26 protein-coding genes and 1 riboswitch are annotated in these 21,511 nt (G+C 31.2%); of the genes, 22 read left to right on the top strand and 4 right to left on the bottom strand.

From position 1 onward, the window contains the following. Nucleotides 1-110: 110 nt before the first annotated feature. Nucleotides 111-1,325 (top strand): sensor histidine kinase, encoded by a 1,215-nt coding sequence (locus L1S47_RS07345; protein WP_238882896.1) that lies wholly within the window; start codon nucleotides 111-113, stop codon nucleotides 1,323-1,325. Continuing rightward, a complete protein-coding gene (locus tag L1S47_RS07340; protein WP_238882895.1) occupies nucleotides 1,318-1,971 on the top strand; it encodes a response regulator transcription factor in 654 nt (217 codons plus the stop codon). Before L1S47_RS07345 ends, L1S47_RS07340 begins: the two co-directional genes overlap by 8 nt. Before the next feature lie 149 nt (nucleotides 1,972-2,120). Here L1S47_RS07340 and L1S47_RS07335 read toward each other — a convergent pair whose 3' ends face one another. Next, the gene (locus L1S47_RS07335; RefSeq protein ID WP_238882893.1) at nucleotides 2,121-2,558 is read right to left on the bottom strand and encodes a MerR family transcriptional regulator; all 438 of its coding nucleotides are present in this window, start codon (nucleotides 2,556-2,558) and stop codon (nucleotides 2,121-2,123) included. A gap of 81 nt (nucleotides 2,559-2,639) precedes the next feature. Here L1S47_RS07335 and L1S47_RS07330 point away from each other — a divergent pair, with 81 nt between their 5' ends. Both L1S47_RS07330 and L1S47_RS07325 read left to right on the top strand, forming a co-directional pair. After that, nucleotides 2,640-2,789: a hypothetical protein gene (locus L1S47_RS07330; RefSeq protein ID WP_238882892.1), complete on the top strand. Its 150-nt coding sequence runs from the start codon at nucleotides 2,640-2,642 to the stop codon at nucleotides 2,787-2,789. Nucleotides 2,790-2,944: 155 nt separating this feature from the next. Next, a complete protein-coding gene (locus L1S47_RS07325; RefSeq protein WP_238882891.1) occupies nucleotides 2,945-4,378 on the top strand; it encodes a Na+/H+ antiporter NhaC family protein in 1,434 nt (477 codons plus the stop codon). 17 nt (nucleotides 4,379-4,395) lie between these two features. On the opposite strand, the gene L1S47_RS07320 is transcribed toward L1S47_RS07325, so the two are convergent. Further along, complete coding sequence (locus tag L1S47_RS07320; protein WP_238882890.1) at nucleotides 4,396-5,286, bottom strand: multicopper oxidase family protein; 891 nt, start codon at nucleotides 5,284-5,286, stop codon at nucleotides 4,396-4,398. 203 nt (nucleotides 5,287-5,489) lie between these two features. Here L1S47_RS07320 and L1S47_RS07315 point away from each other — a divergent pair, with 203 nt between their 5' ends. Together L1S47_RS07315 and L1S47_RS07310 are read left to right on the top strand one after the other, a co-directional pair. Beyond that, nucleotides 5,490-6,188: a MerR family transcriptional regulator gene (locus L1S47_RS07315; protein WP_238882889.1), complete on the top strand. Its 699-nt coding sequence runs from the start codon at nucleotides 5,490-5,492 to the stop codon at nucleotides 6,186-6,188. Nucleotides 6,189-6,205: 17 nt separating this feature from the next. Then, nucleotides 6,206-6,883, top strand: coding sequence for a DUF6273 domain-containing protein (locus L1S47_RS07310; RefSeq protein ID WP_238882888.1), 678 nt, complete (start codon nucleotides 6,206-6,208; stop codon nucleotides 6,881-6,883). A gap of 67 nt (nucleotides 6,884-6,950) precedes the next feature. Here L1S47_RS07310 and L1S47_RS07305 read toward each other — a convergent pair whose 3' ends face one another. Beyond that, on the bottom strand, nucleotides 6,951-7,802 hold the full coding sequence (locus L1S47_RS07305; protein ID WP_238882887.1) for a patatin-like phospholipase family protein: 852 nt from the start codon (nucleotides 7,800-7,802) through the stop codon (nucleotides 6,951-6,953). 105 nt (nucleotides 7,803-7,907) lie between these two features. Between L1S47_RS07305 and L1S47_RS07300 the strand changes: the two genes are divergently transcribed. The 12 genes from L1S47_RS07300 to L1S47_RS07245 all read left to right on the top strand — a co-directional run bounded on the left by L1S47_RS07300 (nucleotide 7,908) and on the right by L1S47_RS07245 (nucleotide 18,056). Then, nucleotides 7,908-8,270 carry a MerR family transcriptional regulator gene (locus L1S47_RS07300; protein ID WP_238882886.1) on the top strand — a complete coding sequence of 121 codons (363 nt, stop codon included), beginning with the start codon at nucleotides 7,908-7,910 and terminating at the stop codon, nucleotides 8,268-8,270. A gap of 51 nt (nucleotides 8,271-8,321) precedes the next feature. After that, the gene (locus tag L1S47_RS07295) at nucleotides 8,322-8,837 is read left to right on the top strand and encodes a hypothetical protein (RefSeq protein ID WP_238882885.1); all 516 of its coding nucleotides are present in this window, start codon (nucleotides 8,322-8,324) and stop codon (nucleotides 8,835-8,837) included. 257 nt (nucleotides 8,838-9,094) lie between these two features. Next, nucleotides 9,095-9,197, top strand: a riboswitch (purine riboswitch). Nucleotides 9,198-9,325: 128 nt separating this feature from the next. Continuing rightward, a complete protein-coding gene (locus L1S47_RS07290) occupies nucleotides 9,326-10,816 on the top strand; it encodes an NCS2 family permease (protein ID WP_238882884.1) in 1,491 nt (496 codons plus the stop codon). Nucleotides 10,817-10,986: 170 nt separating this feature from the next. After that, complete coding sequence (locus L1S47_RS07285; RefSeq protein WP_238882882.1) at nucleotides 10,987-11,181, top strand: hypothetical protein; 195 nt, start codon at nucleotides 10,987-10,989, stop codon at nucleotides 11,179-11,181. A gap of 44 nt (nucleotides 11,182-11,225) precedes the next feature. Continuing rightward, nucleotides 11,226-11,405 (top strand): hypothetical protein, encoded by a 180-nt coding sequence (locus tag L1S47_RS07280; RefSeq protein ID WP_238882881.1) that lies wholly within the window; start codon nucleotides 11,226-11,228, stop codon nucleotides 11,403-11,405. 451 nt (nucleotides 11,406-11,856) lie between these two features. Beyond that, complete coding sequence (locus L1S47_RS07275) at nucleotides 11,857-13,335, top strand: Lsa family ABC-F type ribosomal protection protein (protein WP_238882880.1); 1,479 nt, start codon at nucleotides 11,857-11,859, stop codon at nucleotides 13,333-13,335. Nucleotides 13,336-13,512: 177 nt separating this feature from the next. Then, a complete protein-coding gene (locus L1S47_RS07270; protein ID WP_238882878.1) occupies nucleotides 13,513-14,385 on the top strand; it encodes a collagen binding domain-containing protein in 873 nt (290 codons plus the stop codon). Nucleotide 14,386: 1 nt separating this feature from the next. Next, nucleotides 14,387-15,277, top strand: a complete 891-nt coding sequence (locus tag L1S47_RS07265; RefSeq protein ID WP_238882876.1) for a collagen binding domain-containing protein — start codon at nucleotides 14,387-14,389, stop codon at nucleotides 15,275-15,277. A gap of 224 nt (nucleotides 15,278-15,501) precedes the next feature. Beyond that, nucleotides 15,502-16,425 carry an LD-carboxypeptidase gene (locus tag L1S47_RS07260; protein WP_238882875.1) on the top strand — a complete coding sequence of 308 codons (924 nt, stop codon included), beginning with the start codon at nucleotides 15,502-15,504 and terminating at the stop codon, nucleotides 16,423-16,425. Nucleotides 16,426-16,560: 135 nt separating this feature from the next. Continuing rightward, nucleotides 16,561-17,046 (top strand): GNAT family N-acetyltransferase, encoded by a 486-nt coding sequence (locus tag L1S47_RS07255; RefSeq protein ID WP_238882873.1) that lies wholly within the window; start codon nucleotides 16,561-16,563, stop codon nucleotides 17,044-17,046. Between the two features lie 90 nt (nucleotides 17,047-17,136). Next, nucleotides 17,137-17,697 carry a DNA-3-methyladenine glycosylase I gene (locus L1S47_RS07250; protein WP_238882871.1) on the top strand — a complete coding sequence of 187 codons (561 nt, stop codon included), beginning with the start codon at nucleotides 17,137-17,139 and terminating at the stop codon, nucleotides 17,695-17,697. A gap of 32 nt (nucleotides 17,698-17,729) precedes the next feature. Further along, nucleotides 17,730-18,056: a MazG nucleotide pyrophosphohydrolase domain-containing protein gene (locus L1S47_RS07245; RefSeq protein ID WP_238882869.1), complete on the top strand. Its 327-nt coding sequence runs from the start codon at nucleotides 17,730-17,732 to the stop codon at nucleotides 18,054-18,056. 63 nt (nucleotides 18,057-18,119) lie between these two features. Here the strand turns inward: L1S47_RS07245 and L1S47_RS07240 are convergent, their stop codons facing one another. Next, nucleotides 18,120-18,578 (bottom strand): YdeI/OmpD-associated family protein, encoded by a 459-nt coding sequence (locus L1S47_RS07240; protein ID WP_238882868.1) that lies wholly within the window; start codon nucleotides 18,576-18,578, stop codon nucleotides 18,120-18,122. A 217-nt stretch (nucleotides 18,579-18,795) separates the two neighbouring features. Here L1S47_RS07240 and L1S47_RS07235 point away from each other — a divergent pair, with 217 nt between their 5' ends. From L1S47_RS07235 to L1S47_RS07220, 4 genes are all read left to right on the top strand, one after another. Further along, nucleotides 18,796-19,650, top strand: a complete 855-nt coding sequence (locus L1S47_RS07235; RefSeq protein ID WP_238882867.1) for an Hsp33 family molecular chaperone HslO — start codon at nucleotides 18,796-18,798, stop codon at nucleotides 19,648-19,650. Between the two features lie 28 nt (nucleotides 19,651-19,678). Further along, nucleotides 19,679-20,407, top strand: coding sequence for a MerR family transcriptional regulator (locus L1S47_RS20730; RefSeq protein ID WP_238882864.1), 729 nt, complete (start codon nucleotides 19,679-19,681; stop codon nucleotides 20,405-20,407). A gap of 137 nt (nucleotides 20,408-20,544) precedes the next feature. Continuing rightward, a complete protein-coding gene (locus tag L1S47_RS07225) occupies nucleotides 20,545-21,198 on the top strand; it encodes a hypothetical protein (protein ID WP_238882863.1) in 654 nt (217 codons plus the stop codon). Between the two features lies 1 nt (nucleotide 21,199). After that, entirely contained in the window at nucleotides 21,200-21,502 is a 303-nt protein-coding gene (locus tag L1S47_RS07220; RefSeq protein ID WP_238882860.1) for a transcriptional regulator, read from the top strand. The last annotated feature ends 9 nt before the right edge of the window (nucleotides 21,503-21,511 follow it).

Below are 21,511 nucleotides of genomic sequence, written 5' to 3'. Positions count from 1 at the left end.
CCAAAAGTACAATTGATACAATTACAGAATTATTATAAGATGAATACATAATTATATATTTTGATAGTTAATACATGCATGATGTAATCTTAAAAGGGTAGGTGATCTCCTTGCGCAATAAATTTAAATCAGTATTTACACCATATACCGATGAAGGTGTTTTTTCTAAGTCTCCCATTATAGTTAGTGTTATTTTACTGTACTTAGCAACAGTTTTTGTTCAAAACTCAGGTGAAATGACTAAAAATGAAACAGCAGGTTTTACTATAGTAATAGTAATTCAGCTATTGGTATATTTGTTTTCTGTTAATATATTTAAAAAAAAGCATTGGCTTTATTTTATTATACAGGGCATAATAACTTTCGATTACGCAGTCATAGCACCAGAGGGATATAAAACAATATTACTTGGGCTCATTCCTCTCTTTATTATCCAAAGCATGATAGTATATAGTGATGCTGCGAAAGTTATTGCCACAGCAATTTTCTTTTATAGTATTTACTGCGGTACAATAATAGTACTCAGTGGAATGGATGTGTTAATTCAATCACTACCTTTACTTGTGATAATAAGTATTGCTATGCGAGCATATGCAATGATCTTTTTTAAACAGGTAAAATTACGCATTCAAGCTCAGAGAATTTCAAAAGAATTAGAAATGGCTTATGAGAAGGTTGAAGAACTCACTTTAGTAAATGAGAGACAAAGAATGGCTAGAGATTTACACGATACCTTATCTCAAGGTCTTGCAGGCGTAATTATGCAACTCGATGCAGTAAATGCAAATCTAAGTAAAAATAATACAGAACGCGCAAAGGAGATAGTACAAAAGGCAATGGAACATGCTAGAAAAACTTTAGCAGATTCTAGGCTAGTTATAGATGATTTACGATCGCAGACAAAGATAGAAATGGATTTTATAAAGGCGATAGAAGAGGAAATTACTCAATTTGGAAATGTATCGAATACATTTGTTAAAGATGATATTAGAATTGAATCTCTAATACCTGAAAATATTTCTAGACACATTTTATTCATTGTGAGAGAAGCATTGAACAATATTTCAAAGCATGCTGCTGCAAATAATGTATCTATCACAATAATGGAAGTCAAAAATCAAATAAATATAAATATCAATGATGATGGAGTAGGCTTTGATGTGAAGCTTCTTGATAAGCTGTTCGGACATTATGGCATATTGGGAATGACAGAGCGCGTAAAAGCAATACACGGAAAAATTAAGATAAAAAGCAAAAGAAAATATGGCACAGATATAAATATTATTATTCCAATAGAGAAAGGAATAGATGAAGATAATGGATAAGAGAAGGATACTAGTAGTAGATGATCATCTTATAGTTAGAGAAGGATTGAAGTTGATTTTTGAAACAGAAGAAAATTATGAGGTTGTGGGTGAGGCTGAAAATGGAGGTAAGGCATTAGCGCTGATAGATGAGTTAAAACCGGATCTGGTTTTAATGGACTTAAATATGCCCCAAAAAAGTGGTATGGAGGCGCTAAGAACTTTAAAGGAAAAGAATAATCTAGTGCCGGTAGTTATCTTAACTACCTTCAATGATGATAAGTTAATTAGAGAAGGACTCTCTTTAGGGGCAAAGGGTTACCTTTTGAAAGATAGTACACGCGAGGAACTAATTAGAACTGTAGAATCTGCTATCAGAGGAGAACTTTTGCTTCAGCCAGAAATAAGCAGCATAATCTTTAGTGATAAAGATGGGCGGGCACAAGGTAATAATTCTCTTAATGTTGAAATTACTGAAAGAGAATTATTTGTCTTGCAAGCTGCAGCAAGGGGATGTACAAGTAAAGAAATAGCCGTTGACATGAGTATATCTGAAAGAACTGTTAAAGCACACTTATCAAGTATATACAGCAAACTAGGAGTTGAATCTCGGTCGGAGGCAGTTGCAGTTGCAATAGAAAATGGAATTATCCATATGGGAAGATAATATGTACAAAGGCCATTTAATAAACAATAAAATAAATGTTTGTGTGAGATACCGCACTATCTAACCTATTTGATTAGATAGTGCGGTTTTTATCATAGGAACAACAATATTTATTGGTTAAACAGTCGTTTCAAAGATAATCAGTAGTTCTATTTTTCATCTAAGAATTTATGATATTTACTTGGGACTTTTTCTATTTGTATATTATCATGAACAGCACATGTTCCTGCCTCTTTTGCAGTTTCATAATACCAACACTTATAATTTAACATTTCCAGCATACCCTGTAGTTCACTCATTTGCTTTATGACAGCATCGCGCTGAGATTCTATTATGGATAGGCGCTCGTCTATCTTAGTATCGCCTTCCATACAACAATCTATAAAATGTTTAATTTCCTTGATAGGCATACCTGTTTTCTTTAGACATTCAATAATTCTTAACCATGACATATCTTCATCCTTAAACATACGCATACCACCACCAGAGCGTTCTACAAATGGAAGTAACCCTTCTTTATCATAATATCTTAATGTTGAAGCAGCAACATCAAGCTGCTTTGCCATTTCACCAACTGTATAAATCACTTATATATCCTCCAAAATAATAGATTATTAAAAAATGTTGACTTAAAGTTAACTTTAAGTTGTAGAATTGAATCAAACTTAATGGAAAGAATAGAATTAGAAAATGTTTCTGATTTTACATTGGGAGAAGAAAATGTTGCATTTGCACATCTATCTTTATCAGTTCCAAAAGAAGCCTCAAGCAATGAATGGCTTGAACCAGTAATAGATAAAGAATATAGTAAACTGTAATAAATTTAAATAGAAGATATTTTTGAAGGTTAAGGGATTAATTCTCTTAACCGTTTTTTTATTTATAAGATAAAAGAAAGTTTACTGGATTCGTATAATAAGCTTATAAATTTAGATAATAACTATAAAGAAATTTTGTAAAGCGAGTTGATAATATGAGTCAAGGATTAATATCACTATTCATACCATTAATAGTTATTATTTTAGCCATGTTAACAAAAAGGATATTAGCAGCATTGGTAGTTGGACTTCTGGCAGGAGGGATACTTTTAGCTGGAGGAAATGTTATAAATGGGTGCATATATGCTGTTGAGCATCTGGTGAAATCTGTAGCTAATGAAGAAAGTGCATATATAATTATGTTCTTATTCATATTTGGAGCTTTTGGAGAAATTATGTCTCTATCAGGCGGGATTAGAGGATTTTCAGAACTTGCAAATAAATATGTAAAAACTGAAAAGGGAGCCTTAGGAGCTATCTGGTTTGTTACAATATTTACTTTTATTGACTGCTGTTTTCATGGTATAGCAGCTGGTACTGTGGGGAAAGCGCTAATAGATAAAGTAAAAGGAAGTAAAGAAAAACTGGCAGTTGTACTTAATGTGACATCGTGCCTATTAATCATTTTAATCCCTTTTGGAACTACTTATGTTGGATATATAATTGGAGTAATTAATTCCTCACTAAATAAGTCTGGATTGAAAATGTCAGCATATAATCTTTATCTAAAGAGTATTCTATTTAATTTTTATGCTATTATCATGATACTTGTAGTCATAGGGATAATTATTTTTAATCTAGGATTTGACAGTGTGGTTAATAGAATTTCTGATATAGAAAAAGAGGAGAAACACAATTACAATGAGCATAGTCATGAAGCTCATGGGCAAAGTGAATTTGCAGAAAATGCGCCTCCTCGTCCATTTAATTTAATTTTACCTTTAGTGCTATTAATAGCGGCAACCTTCTTTTTTTTCTGGTATACCGGAAAAGAGAACAGTCAGGGTTTTTTAGAAGCTATTATGAATGCTCAATTTGAGAAATCCATACTGATATCTGGAGTAATAACTATTGTAATTACAACTATATTTTATCTTTTTCAAAGAATACCTATGGAAAAGATAGAGAGTAGTTTTTTATCTGGTGGAAATGAAATGATGCCACCAATAATTGTATTAGTGTTAAGTTGGGGGCTATCTAGTATCATAGAAGATTTAGGATTTGTAAAATTTATAACAAATAATATAGGACCTCAAATACCTGCAATACTTATTCCAGTTGTAATATTCTTGATTGGATGTGCAGCTTCATATTTTATGGGGTCAGCTTGGGGAACCTGGGCTCTTTTAATGCCGATAGCTATTCCTCTAGCTGTAACTTCTAAGTCTAGTTTACCTTTAGTTATTGGAGCTGTGCTTGCAGGTGGTTCATTAGGAGATAATGCATCACCACTAGGTGAAACTGCAATATTATCATCTACAATTGCAGAGGTTCCACTTATGAAGCACATTAAGACAATCTTGCCCTATAGTATTATATCAATAGTGATATCATCAGTATTATTTATTATAGCAGCATTTTTAAATTAACAAGGATTAATTATCAATTATTTATACACTAAGGTTGTAAACATACCACCAACTCCGTCAGTGAAGTTGTTAGAAACATGATGGGCAATGTGGCAGTGAAAAGGCCAAACTCCAGGATTATCTGCTTCAAACAAGACATCCCAAGTTTCTCCTGAAGCTACTAAAATTGTATTTTTAAAAATTCTATTATTATCAGCTATAGGGTTGCCATCTGCCTTTTCAACAACGAATTGATGTCCATGAATATGCATAGGGTGATGATTAATCTGTATTGCTCCTAACCTTAAACGTATAATATCTTTATATTCTATTGGCATGGGTGTGGTTGATGGAAAACTTTTACCATTGATAGTAAACATATTGAAATCCATAGCAAAAGGCTTAAGATTATATTTTCCAGGACTTACCTCCTTACCTTTGTCTAAACCAACAAGACTCCATTCCTGCATTAGAAGGAGGTAATCTTTATTAATATGTCTTTCATAAGGATCAAGAATTACAAAGCCACCTAAAAGGCCCAGCATATCTTGTTTTGCTACATTGACGTGAGAATGATACATATGTGTTCCAGGTGGGTTAGTTATCCTAAAGTGATAATCAAAATAATGTCCAGGTTCAATCCGTGGTGAAGGTTCTACATCTGGGACCCCATCCATTTCATTAGGGACATCAAGTCCGTGCCAATGAATACTTGTTGCTTCTGGCAGATGGTTTATTACACGTATGTTAACATAGTCTCCTGGATAGACTTGAATAGTAGGTCCTGGTATACTTCCGTTATATCCCCATCCCTTAATGAAGACACCAGGGAGTATTTCTTGATTTACGGGTTCAGCTATTAGCTCAAAAAATTTAATACCATTTCTAATGGTACACTTAAGTGTAGTGATATCTGGTGTAATGACCATATAATTTATACTCTCCTGTAAACTAATTATCCTATTATTTTATGAAGCTTACATGGAAAAGTGATATATCCTCAATTATTTCTATTCTTATAATGACTTTTATTAAAAAGTAAAAATATCAAAACCCTCCACTATCCTGCCAGGGTTTTAGCTGTATGCTATAATGAGAAAGCAATTTGGTTAACCAAAGAGGGAGGTATTTAATGAAAAACTATAGTACTTCTGAAATTGCCAAAATAGTGGGGATGCATCCCAATACTATTATGTTATATGAGAAGTGGGGGTATATAGCACCTGTTGAAAGGAAAGAAAATGGATATAGAGCTTACACTGAAACACATTTGAATCAGATAAAACTAGTGAGAATGGCATTGAAAAGTGACTGGATTAAATACTATATGAGATTTGAAGTTAGAAACATTATAAGAAGTGTAGCTAAAGGTGATTTGAGAAAAGCTCTAGAGCTAGGCAAAGAGTATTTAACACATATACAAAACGAAAAGAATAATGAACTTAAAGTTATGAAAGTAATTCAGGAAATACTGAAAAGTGATTCACTGGAAGAAGAGAATATTAAGTTAAATAGAAATGGTGCAGCAAAACTCATTGGAGTATCAATAAATGTCATTATAAACTGGGAGAGAAATGGACTAATTGAAGTACCAAGGAATAAAAATGGATATCGTGTTTATGGAGAAAATGAAGTAAAACTACTTAAAATCATCAAAGTATTAAGGCTGGAAAACTACAGAACTCAGTGCATATGTGGAATGCTTAAAAATCTGAAAGCTAAAAGTAAGGAGAATGATTTGATATTATCCTTAATGCCTGAGGCTGAGAGTGATGCAAAGGAATTAATTAGATATATAGAAGAGTTAATAAGTAAGGAGCAGAATATTTAATAAAGGAGGATAACAATTTGAAAATAGCGAATAGCATACAGAATGCAAAACTAGGAGAAATTATTACCTTTGGTACTTATCCTCAAACTAAAGATGGAACTGATTCAACACCTATAAGGTGGAGGGTGTTACAAAATTCAGGAAGTGATTTGTTTCTTTTGAGTGAAGATATTTTGGACTGCAAGAGGTATCATGGCAAGTCCAAGGATATTAAATGGCGTGATTGTGTAGATATAACTTGGAGAGATTGTGATTTACGTGAATGGTTAAATGATGAATTCTATAATATAGCATTTACCGAAGAGGAAAAGGAACTTATAAAATGTACTTATTGCACTGATAATGGAGAAGGTACACCAGATACTGAGGATAAGGTTTTTTTACTTAGTGTAAATGAGATAAGATATTTATCTGATATACATGGTAAGGATTTTCTTCCTACAGTTGGAACAGACTTTGCAAAAATAAATAAGTCTGATGGATGCAATTTATATGTATATGACAAAACTAACAAAAATAATTATGTAACTAGAAATGGAGAAGAAATTGGTTGTTCCTGGTGGTGGCTTAGAACACAAGGTAACAAACCATCTAGAGCATTTTTTATAGGAACAAATTGCAGTGTTCGTAGCTATGCAAATAACAGCTCAGCACGTGATGGTGTACGTCCTGCACTAAAAATTAATCTTACTTAGTATATTTTAAATTCCCTCAAATTTATAGTTTGAGGGAATTTTGTAATTGTAATAACTAATTAAATAATTATAACCATGTTTTATAAATATCAGCAGCTTCTTTTATTCCTTGATTAAATCCAGCCTTAGCAGATGAGGCTGCATGATTTGGATCATAAGGATTTTTCCCTATTGCTAATATACTATCATCATCAGGTGTAATAAGAGAGACCTTCGATCTTTTTTGCATTTCAGAAGCATCTTCTCCAACGCTTGGAATTAAACCATACTTTTGAGGCATTGGCGATAAGATTACAATTTTATCATAACCAGTAGCTAAATACGCATTAGTACTTGAAACCATCCCTCCATCAATCCAATCCCTATCATTAAAAGTTACAAGTGGCCAGATTCCTGGGACAGCACCACTTGCATTTACTGCATTTATAAGTGAAGTTCCTGAATCTTTATCAAATACACGGAGTTCTCCAGTATCAGCATTAATTGCTGTGACTTTTAATTTTTGTGGCCAAAGAGTAGTGGCAAGTCTTGATTCTACAACTCTCTGACGTGTCTCTTTTGATATATTGGGAGGGTATTTTTTCGCAATGTCTCCAAACATCTGTCCAATCTTTTTTTTATCATCTTTGCCGTAACGAAAGGCTTCAGTCCATAGCATCATAATTTCAGGGTTTACTGATGTATTCACCTCTGAGGTATTTGTGGCAAGTTGAGAGTCATAAAGTTTTTTAATATCATAACCACTGGCCAATGAAGAGCCAACAAATGATCCAGCTGAAGTTCCAATGATAACATCAGCCTCTGATAAATCAATATCTTTTTCTAATAAGGCTGTAATTATCCCAATCTCCCAAGCCATCCCAGTTACTCCTCCACCGCCTAATACTACTGCTCGAGTTTCTTTTCTAGCATTTTCCATAGTAATCCCTCCATTCACATTATTGTGTTGACTAATTTAAATACTTAGATATAGTATAAACTATGAAGTTAGGTTCATAGTCAAGTGAGTTTAAAGAGGTGTTTTATGAAAATAAATGAAGTATCAAAAAAGACAGGATTATCAATTTCTACTATTAGATTTTATGAAAAGCAAGGATTGATTTCTGAAAAATATGTTAGTAGGGAGTCAAATAATTATCGTAATTATTCTGAAGATATAATTGAATATTTGCTAATGATAAAAACAGTTCATTCAGTTGGATTTTCTTTGACAGAAATTAAAGAAATACAAAAAAACAATGATAATTCGGTTTCAGTTGATACAAAGATTGAACTTTTACAAAAGAAGATATTAGAAGTGGAGGAGCAGAAAGAAAACCTAATTAAAACTGAGGCTATGTTAAAGAAAATGTTGAAAAATAAATTAAATTCAAAGATTCAAGATTAGAGAGCTTTAGCTGGTATGAATATTGAATAATATAGAAAAGGAGTTAAAGATATGATTATTGAATGTACGAAGAAATTAACGGATGCTATGAAAATGAAAGTCGAGGCATATGAAGACGGAAATACAAAATCATTCTTTGAATGGCACGCGAATATGTTTATGTTTGATAGAAAAAAAGGTGTTATACTAATGAATAACAAAACAAGATATTGCATTATCTTATATGGGCTAAAAACAGAACATTTTAAAAAGTTTAATGTAATTATTCTTAATGCAATAAGAGAAACTTTTATAGCAGAGGGATTTTCATTAGAGATAGTTGATAAATACATTACTGATTGTGGTGAAGTACATTATACAAAGACCCATGATAGAAGTATACTAAGTCAAATAACTGAATTTTATTTCAGTATTTCTTGGCAAATAGAATATTATTTACCCAGTGAAGTTTTAAACCTTGTAGAACTTAACCAATGGGTAGGAAGTTCGCTGATGTGTGGTACCCTTGGTTATGCAAATCCTATTGACTTGCTAAAACAAGAAATGAAATGTGAGTATAATGTATAAAAATCTTACAAACTTTTATCATGTATTTAAATAAAATATTTATTATAATATGTACTCAGTATTTATGTAGAATAATTTGGTATGAATTTACTTTGTAGTAATAGGAGAGACTAAAATATTATAAATAAAACAAACTTAAACACTTTAGGGAATTGACCTAGTCCTTAGTTTATAAATAATTATAAAAATTACGAATAAAAATTAAAATTCCACTTGTAAAGTTCGACAAATTAAACTATAATTTAAGAGGAAAATTTATTAAATAATTGAATAGGTTCGATATATCGCTAACATATATGGGTTGGCAGTTTCTACCGGGTGACCGTAAATTACCCGACTATCGTGAAATTGATTTATAGTTTGGATTTATAATTTGTAATTTATTATTTGTAATTCAGTTTTGTCGATAGGTTGGAATGGTGTTTCAGCCTATTTTGTTTTTTAGTAACGAAATTTCCCAATAAATTATATTTTTAGGAGTTGTAGAAATGGAAAATTTATTTAAGTTAAAGCATTACGGGACTAACGTTAGAACTGAGATCTTCGCAGGTCTTACAACATTCTTTACTATGGCGTACATTATTTTCGTTAATCCAAGTATATTGCAATTGGCAGGAACTCCTGACAATCCGTTTAATCCACAAGCTATATTCGTTGCAACAATTATATCAGCAGCAGTTGGAACATTTGTTATGGGCTTTTTCGCAAATGTACCTTATGCACTAGCTCCTGGTATGGGATTAAATGCATTTTTCACCTTTACTGTATGTGGTACTATGGGCTTTAAGTGGCAAGAAGCTTTGGCAATGGTATTTATCTGTGGTGTTGTAAATATAATTATCACAGTTACAGGACTTCGTAAGATAATTATCCGTTCTCTTCCAGCAGTTTTACAAAAGGCTATAGGTGGAGGAATCGGTCTATTCATAGCATATATTGGAGTTAAAGACAGTGGTCTTTTAAAGTTTACATCCGACCCTGGAACATATCTTTTCTTTGGTAAGACTCCAGCAGATGCAACTGTTGTTGCTAATTCATCAGCAGTTCCAGCACTAGTAAACTTTTCTAATCCAGCAGTACAATTAGCATTGTTCGGAATTGTTTTAATACTTATATTGATGGTTTTAAGAGTTAAAGGAGCTATTTTAATTGGTATTGTTTCAGTAACACTACTTACTTTTATAGAAATTTCTTTTGGTGTAAACCCAGGAGTTTTTGGTTTCCATGCAAAAGATTCACATGAATTCTTCTCATCAGCTAATATATCATTAAGTGGTATAGGAAATTCTATTGCAGCAGTTAAAGATACATCATTTAAAATGGATTTTGCAGGACTATTTGCTAACAGTGGTAAGTTCTTCTTAGCAATTACTGCAATGATAGCATTTATACTTACAGATATTTTTGATGCACTAGGAACATTTATTGGTACTGGCCGTCGTGCAGGTATTTTTGATGCTGAAGATGAAAAACTTATGCTTGAAGGTAAGGGAATTAAGTCACGTTTAGATAAAGCTCTATTTGCAGATCTTAGTGCAACAATTGTAGGTTCATTCTTTGGAACATCTAACACTACTACTTACGTTGAAAGCTCAGCAGGTATTGCTGCTGGTGGTAGAACAGGTTTAACATCAGTAGTAACAGCAATTATGTTTGTTATATGCCTAATTTTTGCACCTGTAATTGGAATGATTCCATCAGTTGCAACAGCACCTGCACTTGTAGTTGTTGGTATTCTAATGATGTCATCAATTGGAGAAATTGACTGGAAAGATTTCAGTGTAGCAGCAGTTGCATTTCTTACAATTGCACTTATGCCATTTACTTATAGTATAACAACTGGTATAGCATTCGGATTTATAAGCTATGTTATCATAAGTATTGTAAAGAGAGAAACAAAGAATATACATCCAGTTATATATATATTTACAGGTTTATTTATACTTAACTTCGTTTTATTAGCAGTTAGAAATCTATAGATTATAAGTAAAGAGTTTAAAATAGAGAAGATTTTAGAGTAGTAATTTATATTCTAAAATCTTCTTTTTTTTGCATTCATAATTAAATTATGCAAATCCTCTATAAGTTGGGGTAGTACCCCATTAATTATAGGATACTCTACGTATTTATAATATGAGGAAGTGATAATATGAGAATAAATGCAGTTGTGGAGTCTCTAAGATATAGTGAACAGAGAAAATTTAATGATAGCAGTCAATATAATACAAAACAAAATAACAATAATAGTAAGGTATCATTTTCAGAGATTCTTAATCAAGCCATTGGCAGTTTATATTTGCCAAACAACACAAGAAGAGTAAATAAATTGGGGAAGAAACGATAGTTGAGATAATTCTCAAAATGATTAACTATATAGGGAGATATATTATGAAAACAAAAGATGAAGTTTATGTAAAATTAGAAGAATTAAAGACAAAATTTCAATACGAAATTGAAATGGCAGGTAATTCAATTAACGAAAATGTTCTTAACATTGGGAAAAAGATAGATGAAATAATAAATCAATATTATAATATTAGAAAAAATGCAAGTGTTAATAGAGAGTGATATTGATAGCACAAGTACCAGTTGATTTTTGCAATATATAATGTTAGAATATAAAAAATGAAATTTGAGGTGAAAAGATGATTAATTTTTCTTGCTAATTAGTTAAAGTACAATATTATTAAATGATAAACAGAGCTTTCTGTTAATTTTGTTGTGCTTATTTATGCAAGAAAGTTATTATTTTTTCTCTTAATATATACTCTAGTGTTATTTTATAATACTAGCTTAATTAAGTATATTTACGAGCTGTAAGAATAATAATTTCTTGCAGCTCTTATTTTTTATTAATTAAAGGAGGAGTAATATGATGAGTGATAAAGATACTATGTTGGCACATGATAATCTCCATATAAGCCGGAAACTATAGGTGACATTTATATGGAGTAATATTAGTCACCTATAGTGCCGACTTTGTTATATGTTTACTTTAAATACAAAGGAGGACAAAAATATGTCTTTAATAAATGTAACAAATCTGACCTTCGCTTATGAAGGCAGTTATGATAATATTTTTGAAAATGCAAGTTTTCAAATAGATACAGATTGGAAATTAGGTTTTACAGGTAGAAATGGAAGAGGAAAAACTACATTCATGAATCTTCTCCTTGGAAGATATGAATATTCAGGAAATATTTCAGCAAGTGTGACTTTTGAATATTTTCCTTATGAAGTCAAGGATGCGGAAAATTTTACTATAGATGTAATTAGAGAAATTAGTCCGAATTCAATGGATTGGGAAATAATGAAGGAATTATCCTTGCTAGATATAGATGATGATGTTTTTTATAGGCAGTTTTATACACTATCTAAAGGAGAGCAAACAAAAGTATTGCTTGCAGCAATGTTTTTAAAGGAAAATTCATTTCTACTTATTGATGAGCCTACAAACCATTTAGATACTGAAGCTAGAAAAAAACTTAGCAGTTATTTGAATAGAAAGAAAGGTTTTATATTAGTTTCACATGATAGAGCCTTCTTAGACAATTGTGTTGATCATATTTTAGCTATTAATAAAACAAATATTGAAATACAAAAAGGGAATTTCTCTTCGTGGTGGGAAAATAAAGAGCTACAAGATAGCTTTGAACAAGCAGAAAATGAAAAATTAAAAAAGGATATAAATAGACTTTCTGTGGCTGCAAAACGTACATCCTCTTGGTCAGATAGTGTGGAAAGTTCTAAATATGCAACTACAAATTCAGGTAGCAAAATAGATAGAGGATATGTTGGACATAAAGCAGCAAAAATGATGAAACGTGCTAAGAATATAGAAGCAAGACAACAAAATATGATTAAGGAGAAATCAAAGCTTCTTAAAAATATTGAAAGTAATGAAAGCTTAAAGATATCACCTCTTAAATTTCATGATAGTAAGCTAGTAGAACTCAGAGATATCTCTATTTGCTATGATGATAGAGTTGTATGTGAAGGAATAAACTTTAGCGTAGAGCAGGGTGAAAGAGTTGCGCTTCAAGGAAAGAATGGAAGTGGAAAATCAAGTATACTGAAGTTGATTTTAGGTGAAGATATTCCTTACGAAGGAACATTAGTTAAAAATAATCAATTAGTTATTTCTCATGTTTCTCAGGATACATCTGATTTAAGTGGAAGCTTATCAGAGTATGCATATAAATATGGAATTGATGAAAGTTTATTTAAGTCCATTCTTAGAAAACTTGATTTCACAAGAGAGCAGTTTGAAAAAAATATTGAAGACTTTAGTGGAGGACAAAAGAAAAAAGTATTGATAGCAAGAAGTTTGTGTGAAAGAGCCCATTTATATATATGGGATGAACCACTAAACTTTATAGATGTAATTTCTCGTATGCAGATTGAAAAATTATTAATTGAATATGAACCAACAATTCTTTTTGTTGAGCATGATAGTGCATTTTGTGAGAATGTAGCAACAAAGGTAGTAAGGTTGTAAAGGAAGAAATAAAATATATTATAATCCCTCAGAATAATAATCTGAGGGATTTACTTATAAATAAAGATCAAAAGAAGGCATTTAGGTTTTATGGAATAGAAAGTAACAAATATATTTAAATTCTTATATTATATAGTATGGTTCGACAATAAAATATAGAATAAGGAGAAGAAAAAAATGTCTTCAAAAGATGAATATGTACTTGGTTATAGTCAGCAATTTGATATAACAGGAAGAGAAGAGAAAACTGAGGATTTAAATTTAGTTTTAAATCCTATTGCAAATAGTGGGAATCTAACAGGAACAGTAACTTCAGGTAGTATTACGGGGCCCCCAGTAGCTGGAGCTACTGTTAAAGTATATGATACAAGTAATAATCCAATCGAGCATACAACAACTGGAGGAAATGGCCAATTTACAATTACAAATCTTTCAGCTGGAGCCTATCAGGTACTTGCAATTAAAGATGGATATCTTTTACCGACATCTACACCTGTTACCATTCAAACAAATAAATCTTCATCAGTAAGTCTAGTTATTCAACCAGATCCAAATGCAAACCTAGGTGCAGTATTTGGAATCATACGAGATAATAATACGTTATTACCAATAGTGAATGCAGTTGTAGATTTATATAGTACTGTACAAGGGCAGCCACCTACTTTTATTGGAACAGCTCCAACAAATGCGAATGGACAATATTTATTTACAGAATTAGCAGCGGGTAACTATTATGTCTCAGCATCTAAATTAGGTTATCAGCCTAAAGATTCAGCTCCAATAAGTGTTGGAACAAAAGATTATGTTCTTGCTGATGTAAATTTAACAGCTGATCCTCAATCTAATACAGGTACTGTAAGTGGATTCATTAAAAACCAAACTTCTGGGCAGCCTATTCCAAATGCAGTAGTAGCATTATATTCAATCTCTGGAGGAGTTGAAACAGTTATAGCTCTTACTAAGACCAGTAGCTCTGGGAGATATTTATTTGGTAGCTTAAATCCAGGAACTTATAGAGTGAAAGCAACCTTACAGGAACAAGTGGTATAAAATGATAATTAAAGATGTTTATATTCTTACAGATAGCGATTCAGTTGTAGTAAATGAAAATGAAGAAGCTACTGTTAACTTAGATCTGTTAGAGATACCTCCGTGCTATGACACTCTATTGATAGGTAAAGTGGTAGATAGAGGATCGCCAATAGCTAATGCAACTGTTAAGGTTTTTGATGAAAATTTCAATCCGTTGTTTCACACTAATACTGATGAAAATGGAATTTTCAAATTTAAAAATTTATTATCACCAGGTGACTATGAAGTTATTGCATCAGCAAATTACTATACCACATCCATGAGTAGAAAAGTTAGAATAAGAAAAGATGAAGTTACTAAAATAGCCCTTACTCTTAAGAAACATGCATCACTGGCAAACGGAATAGTTTATGGAAAAGTATTAGAAGAGGTAACCCTTAAACCTATACCCAATGCTATGATTTCTATGAAACCATTGGAAGAGGGTTGTAGAGTAATTTATAAGACAACTTCTAATAGCAGGGGACAATATTTGATTTATAATGTATCTCCAAATAAATATACCATTGAAGCTGAAAGGCATGGATATAATTCGCAAGAACCTATAGAGATAAGTGTTGAAAAATATGAATATGCCCTATTGAACCTATATCTATTAAAAAATCACAATGATTTTAAAGGTACCATAAGTGGAATAATCACATCAAAAAACACTGTGGTTTCAGATGCTGAAGTATTTTTATATGAAATAGATAATAATGGCGATGAAAGGATAGTTCAAGTCCAAGTTACTAATGAAGATGGAGTCTATTTATTTTCCAATATAGAAGGGGGAGACTATATAGTAAAGGCTAAACTGCAAAATGGAGAATATTTTGAAAAGAATGTTGAAATTCCAGATAGGCTTTAGGTAAGAGTGAGGCGTTGCGTCCTAAAATGATGTTTTGCTTCAGGCAAAAAGGAGCAAATATTTTGACTATAAAAATAAAAATAGATTTCTATAATCCCGCAGAAAGGTAATCTGTGGGATTTTTCTCATTTCCTTTAATCATATACAAATCTTCTAAGGTCAATGTCAAATTGGATATAGTTAATATATTATATACTATTATATTATTTAGAAGGTGAATGATAATGGCAACCAGACCAGGAATTTTACGCCCAGGAGATACGATTGGAATAGTTACTTTAGGGAGTCCATTGTTTGAAAATATTATCAACGAGCGTATAAAAACCCTTGAAAGTATGGGGTTTAGTGTAGTTTTAGGTAAATATGTATATTCTTATAGTGGATATCTTGCAGCATCAGAGCAAGAAAGAGCCTCAGATTTAATGGAGATGTTTAGAAATCCAAATGTTAAAGCTATTATGCCATCAAGAGGAGGAGTAGGGGTTGAAGGTATTGTACCATATCTTGATTACCCATTTATAGCACAAAATCCTAAAATTGTTACAGGATATAGTGATATAACAATTCTATTAAATGCCTTGTATAGATGGGCTAATTTAATTACATTTCATAGTCTTATGCTAATTGATTTTAGACCAACAACTCCTGCATATAACTTTAATCAGTTTTTTACTGCGACGTCTACAATTACGTCACCAAGGAAACTTGAGAATCCTCCAGGAAGGCAATTAGTAAGTAGGGTGCCTGGAAATGTAACAGGTCCAATAATAGGAGGTAATCTCGCATCTTTTGTAGGAAACCTTGGAACTCCATTTGAACTTGATACAAAAGGTAAGATAATTTTACTTGAAGAGGTTCATGAACCAATTAATACAGTTTACAGGTATATAAATCATTTAAGATTAGCAGGTAAGTTCAGAGATTGTGCAGGTATAATTATGGGTCAATGCTCATTATGTGAGCCAGCATATGATAAGAATTATGAAGACTTAATTAATGAAGTTATGATACCACTTAATAAGCCTCTTATGACTAATTTAGCAACTGGTCATGGTAGGTTTAAGATGGCAATACCAATAGGAGCTCAAGCAAATCTTAATACTTATGATAATACACTTACAATACTTGAACCAACAGTACATGAATAAAAAGTAAATGTCTATAGAGTACCGTAAGATTTATAACTGAATTTTACGGTTTCTTTTCGCTTAATTTATAAAATAAGTTATATAATTAATAGTATGGAATAAAAGAAAAAATAGCAGTGTGAGGAGAGATTTTATATGGAAGTTGTTAATGTAAATAAAAATAATATTGATACTTTTTCAAAGGTTTTAATTGAAGCAGCAAAGTGGCTAAATTCAATAAATGAGCCAATGTGGAAGATAGAAGATTTAACAACTGAAAAGCTTTTGGAACAATATGATATAAGTGAAATGAAGTTATGTTATGAGAATGGTGACTTAATTGGTGTATATATATTACAATGGTATGATTCACTTTTTTGGAGTGAGTTGAAAAAGATGGAGTCAGGAGTTTTACATAAGATATCTGTTTGTAGAGATTATAGTAAGAAGGGTTATGGTAAAAAAATTGTTGAATCCGCAGAGTTATTATGCAAAGAGTATGGTGTAACTTCATTAAGACTTAATTGTGGAACTTCAAGACCAAAACTTCGTAAATTCTATGAAGATATAGGTTTTAAAATGGTTGATAGAGTTTTTATTGATAATAGAGATCAGATTAGATATTTGAAGTCAATTAAATAATAGTCTAATTCAATTTTAATATGACATGAAGTAGTCAGGTTTAAGAGGATATAATAAAAATATATCTAAAATAATTAGGAGGAATGAGTTATGAGTGAATGTTCATGGCCTGGAAATAGCGAAATGATGAGAAGATATCATGATAATGAATGGTGTATACCAAGTCATGATGATACATATATATTTGAAATGCTTACATTGGAGGGGGCACAATCAGGGCTTTCTTGGAGTATTGTACTTTCTAAGAGAGAAGAGTATAGAAAAGCTTTTAAGAACTTTGATATTGAGTATTGCGCAAAATTAAGTGATGAGGATCTAGAGAAAATAAGAGAAGAATATAATGTGGTTAAAAACTTATTAAAACTTAAATCTGTAAGAAATAATGCACTGGAGATTATTAAAATACAGTCGGAATTTGGTAGTTTTTCTAATTACTTATGGAAGTATGTTGATTTTAAACCTGTAATAAATAACTGGGAATCAGAAGCAAGCATGCCAGCTCAAGATAGTATTTCTGAACAATTAAGTAAGGACTTAAAGAAGCGTAATTTCAAATTCGTTGGACCTGTAACCATGTATTCATTTATGCAAGCAATTGGAATGGTAGATGATCATAAAGGAACTTGCCCATTTCATTCTCTAAATAGATAAGATATAAATTTTCATAGAAAGAGAGATATCAAATGAGAGACATAAACTTTAGTGAAGTTGTTGAACGCTCAATACAAATAAGAAAGCAATATCATAAATTAGAAAAACATTATCATGAAAAAGAGTGGACAGTAGAGGAGGATGCATTGGCTTTTCTTACTGACGCTGGATTAGTAGGGCGTCTTACTATGGCGAATCAAGGACGTTGGCCAATAAATGGAGATGATGTTTCCGAACTAGAGCATAAGCTAGGAGAATGTATATGGTGGCTGGTTATTTTGGCAGAACGTATGGATATAGATATAAGTGAAGCATTAGAAAAATTTTTATCAAAAACAGAAAAGCACTTAAAAGGCTAAAGATATAAGTTATATAAGAAAACGTCGATTTTTTATGGAAATAAAATCTCGACGTTTTTTCAATTATCTTAGCTTTTTACCTTCTGATAGTAAAGCAACAGACTTTGTTATACGATCCAATCTTGTTTCTTCACGTTTTGCTGAAGTAATCCAAGTTATGTATTCTTTCTGTGCAGTGTACGAAAGTGCTTTAAAGGTTGCTACAGCAGATTCATTGTTATTCATTGCTGCAGCAAAATCTTGAGGAATATCTACTGAACGCTCTTCCTCATCCTTTTCTAAAGTTACAAATATTTCGTCTCCAAATCCTTTTCCAATTTTATTTCTAATCTCTTGAGTAATTCCAAGCATGTAACATCCGCCCATACTTACAACAGATCCTCGATATTCAAACCCATCAAAAGTTGCTTTAACTTTAACACGTTTAGAACCGAATACTTCCTTAACATCAAATGGTGGCTCAATATAGGAAGCATTTTTTTCTCCATGTTGTTTTATAACTGCTTTAAATTCTTTCTTCAATAAATTCACCCCTTCTTTTGTTTTTCATAATTGTATTTAAAATTATTATAACATGTATTTTTAAAACTAAAAGCGTTAGACAAGAGGGTAACTTTTGATTTTATAATAAAGTTGAAAAATAATTCTTGCACCTTACCTAACGTTAGGTTGTATAGTCTACTTAGAAACTAATGAAACCTAACGTAAGGTATTAATTTTTAAAGGAGCTAGAATTAAAATGAAAAATTATATTATAAAAACCTTAGCATATAACAAACAGGTGCGTATTTTATGGATAGATAATACTGATATGATAAAAGAAATATGTGACAAGAAAAATATGAGTAAGCTTTTAAAAAATGTACTTGGGGAAACTGTATCAATTGCAGGTTTAATATCAGGAACCTTAAAGGGCAATCAGAGAGTAAGTATAAAAATTAGTGCAAGTGATAGAAAATATAAAATTTTTACTGATGTCGACTCTATGGGGAATGTACGTGGATATATTAATGATGAATTATTAAATGTCCCTTTGGAGGAAATGAATAAATTGTCCATTGAAAAACTAATCGGGGATAAAGGCTGTATTCAAGTATTAAAGGATTTAGGCATGAACAGTATATTTACAGGGATAACTGGAATGCCCTATGGAAATATTGTGGATGATTTTTCATATTATTTTAATCAAAGCGAACAAATTCCTTCTTTTTTTCATGTAAACATGATATATAATGAAAATAATGAAATTGAACTAAGTAGAGGTATAATGGTGCAATTGCTGCCAGGCGCCCCTAGTAACATTATTGAGGGTATAAAGAAAATAATAGCTGGAAATCAACACATTATATCAAGAAATGATAAGAAACTAGATGAAATTTCATGCTTATTATTTGATAACATTGAGATTTTAGAAAAGAGTACAATAAAGTTCTTTTGCGGATGCTCAAAGGATGTTTTTTATCCTATGTTATATTCTTTAAATAGGGAAGAACTTATAGAGGCATACGAAAATAATAAGCCTATTGAAATGGTATGTAATATATGCGGAGAAAAATATGTTTTTGATAAAGATGATATACGAAGACTTATATAATTTCACATAAAAGAGGAGTGTGATAGTAGTGAAAAGCAGAACTTGGAAGGTAGGAGATTTATCGAAGCTAACAGGTCTCACAATAAGAACCCTTCATCACTATGATGAAATAGGATTACTAAATCCAACATTTCATACTGAGGCTGGGCATCGTTTATATTCTGAAGAGGACATAATAAAACTTCAGCAAATAATGTCCCTTAAACAATTGGATTTTTCCCTAGATGAGATTAAAGAGTTTTTTGACAATCCTAAGTATAATCCTAAAGAAGTTATTGAAATGCAGCTTAAACGCTTAGATGAAGAAATAAAATTAAAGAATGAGCTTAGAGGTGAATTAAAAGAACTTTTGGATGTTTTTAATTCTTGGAATAAACCATCTTTTGAACAGTTTATTCATTCAATTGAACTAATTAGAAATCAAAAAAAATATTTCACAAAAGAGCAACGTATAAAGCTAAAAAAGCAATACCATAAACTAGATGATTCAGAAATGAATGTTCAAGCTGTTAAATGGACTAAATTAATTACTTCGTTTCAAGAGGAATTAGCTAAAGGTACTCCAGTTGATGACCCAAAAGTTATTGGATTAGCGAAGACGTGGCAAGAAGGCATGAATTTCTTTACTGGAGGAGATAAAGGTATTGTACATTCTGCTGAACGCTATTACACTGAGAATCCTAGTGCGGCAAAAGGAAGTGGAATGAGTGGAGAACTTTATAAATATATTCAAGAAATATTATTAAATATAAAATAAATATTTAAAATCCTAAAACAAATAGTTTTAGGATTTTTTTTTGTAATAAACTGACATATATGGTATTGACAAAATATTCCTAAGAGAATAAACTTTATATTATAAAGTACTTTATTAAAATATAAGGAGTGATTTTGATGGATGAAAAAGTTTTGCAAGAGGCAGTTGAGAACATATCTCTTATAAAAGGGGTAATTGACAGAACAAGTAAGTCCTTAACGGCATTTAGTAGAATATTTATTTATTGGGGAATTCTCTTTCTTGTAAACAGTGTATTGAGTTTTGTGATTTTAGGAAATAGAGAGAATACAATTAATTTTATGACAAAGTTTCCTGTACTTAGTTATGTTTTACCCATAGGTATAATTGTAATATTGGCAGCATTAGTTTATAGGCACATATCTAAAAAAATTCCGCTTGTAGGTCTAGAAAAACATTTAATGAAAGTGTGGATGCTAATAGTAATTATGAATGTTATACCAAATAAAGTTAGAATAAGCTCTACCGGATCTTCATCAATAGATATGACAAAACTTGTAATTGAAACGAATCATTTTTCAGTAATGATTTTTAGTTTGGCCATTGCATTAATTGTAACAGCACTATTTACTGGTTATAATCATCTAATGAAATTAGGAATAGTATATATAGGAATTAGTTTAGTATATGCTTATTTGAGACTTCCAATGGTTGATGAAGGATTGCTTCAAGGTATATTTTCCTTAATACTTCCTTTTACATTCATATATACAGGTTTTTTCTTAAAGACTAAACAATCAAGGGGGAATTAATTTGGATATTAATTCTATTCCTGACATATTTCAATCAAAGCTTAGAATATCAATAATAGCTTGTTTAATGACTGGAGAAAAAACCTTCAAAGAAGTAAAAGAAATAACAAAAGCTACAGATGGAAACTTAAGTGTGCAGATGTCGAAGATGGAAGAAGTGGGATTTATAGAAGTTTATAAAGACTTCTATGATAATAAACCAAGAACAAGGTATAATCTAACTGAAAAAGGAAAAGATGAGTTCATTGATTATGTAAATACCTTAGAAAATGTAATTAAACAATATAGTAGTAAAGATAAATAAATTTAATCC

Origin of the sequence: Clostridium sp. YIM B02551, assembly GCF_022324735.1 — a bacterium.
In the GTDB taxonomy this organism is placed as follows: Bacteria; Bacillota; Clostridia; order Clostridiales; family Clostridiaceae; genus Clostridium_T; species Clostridium_T paridis.
The sequence above is the reverse complement of the archived record's forward strand: the minus strand, read 5'-3'. Positions and strand labels throughout refer to the sequence as shown.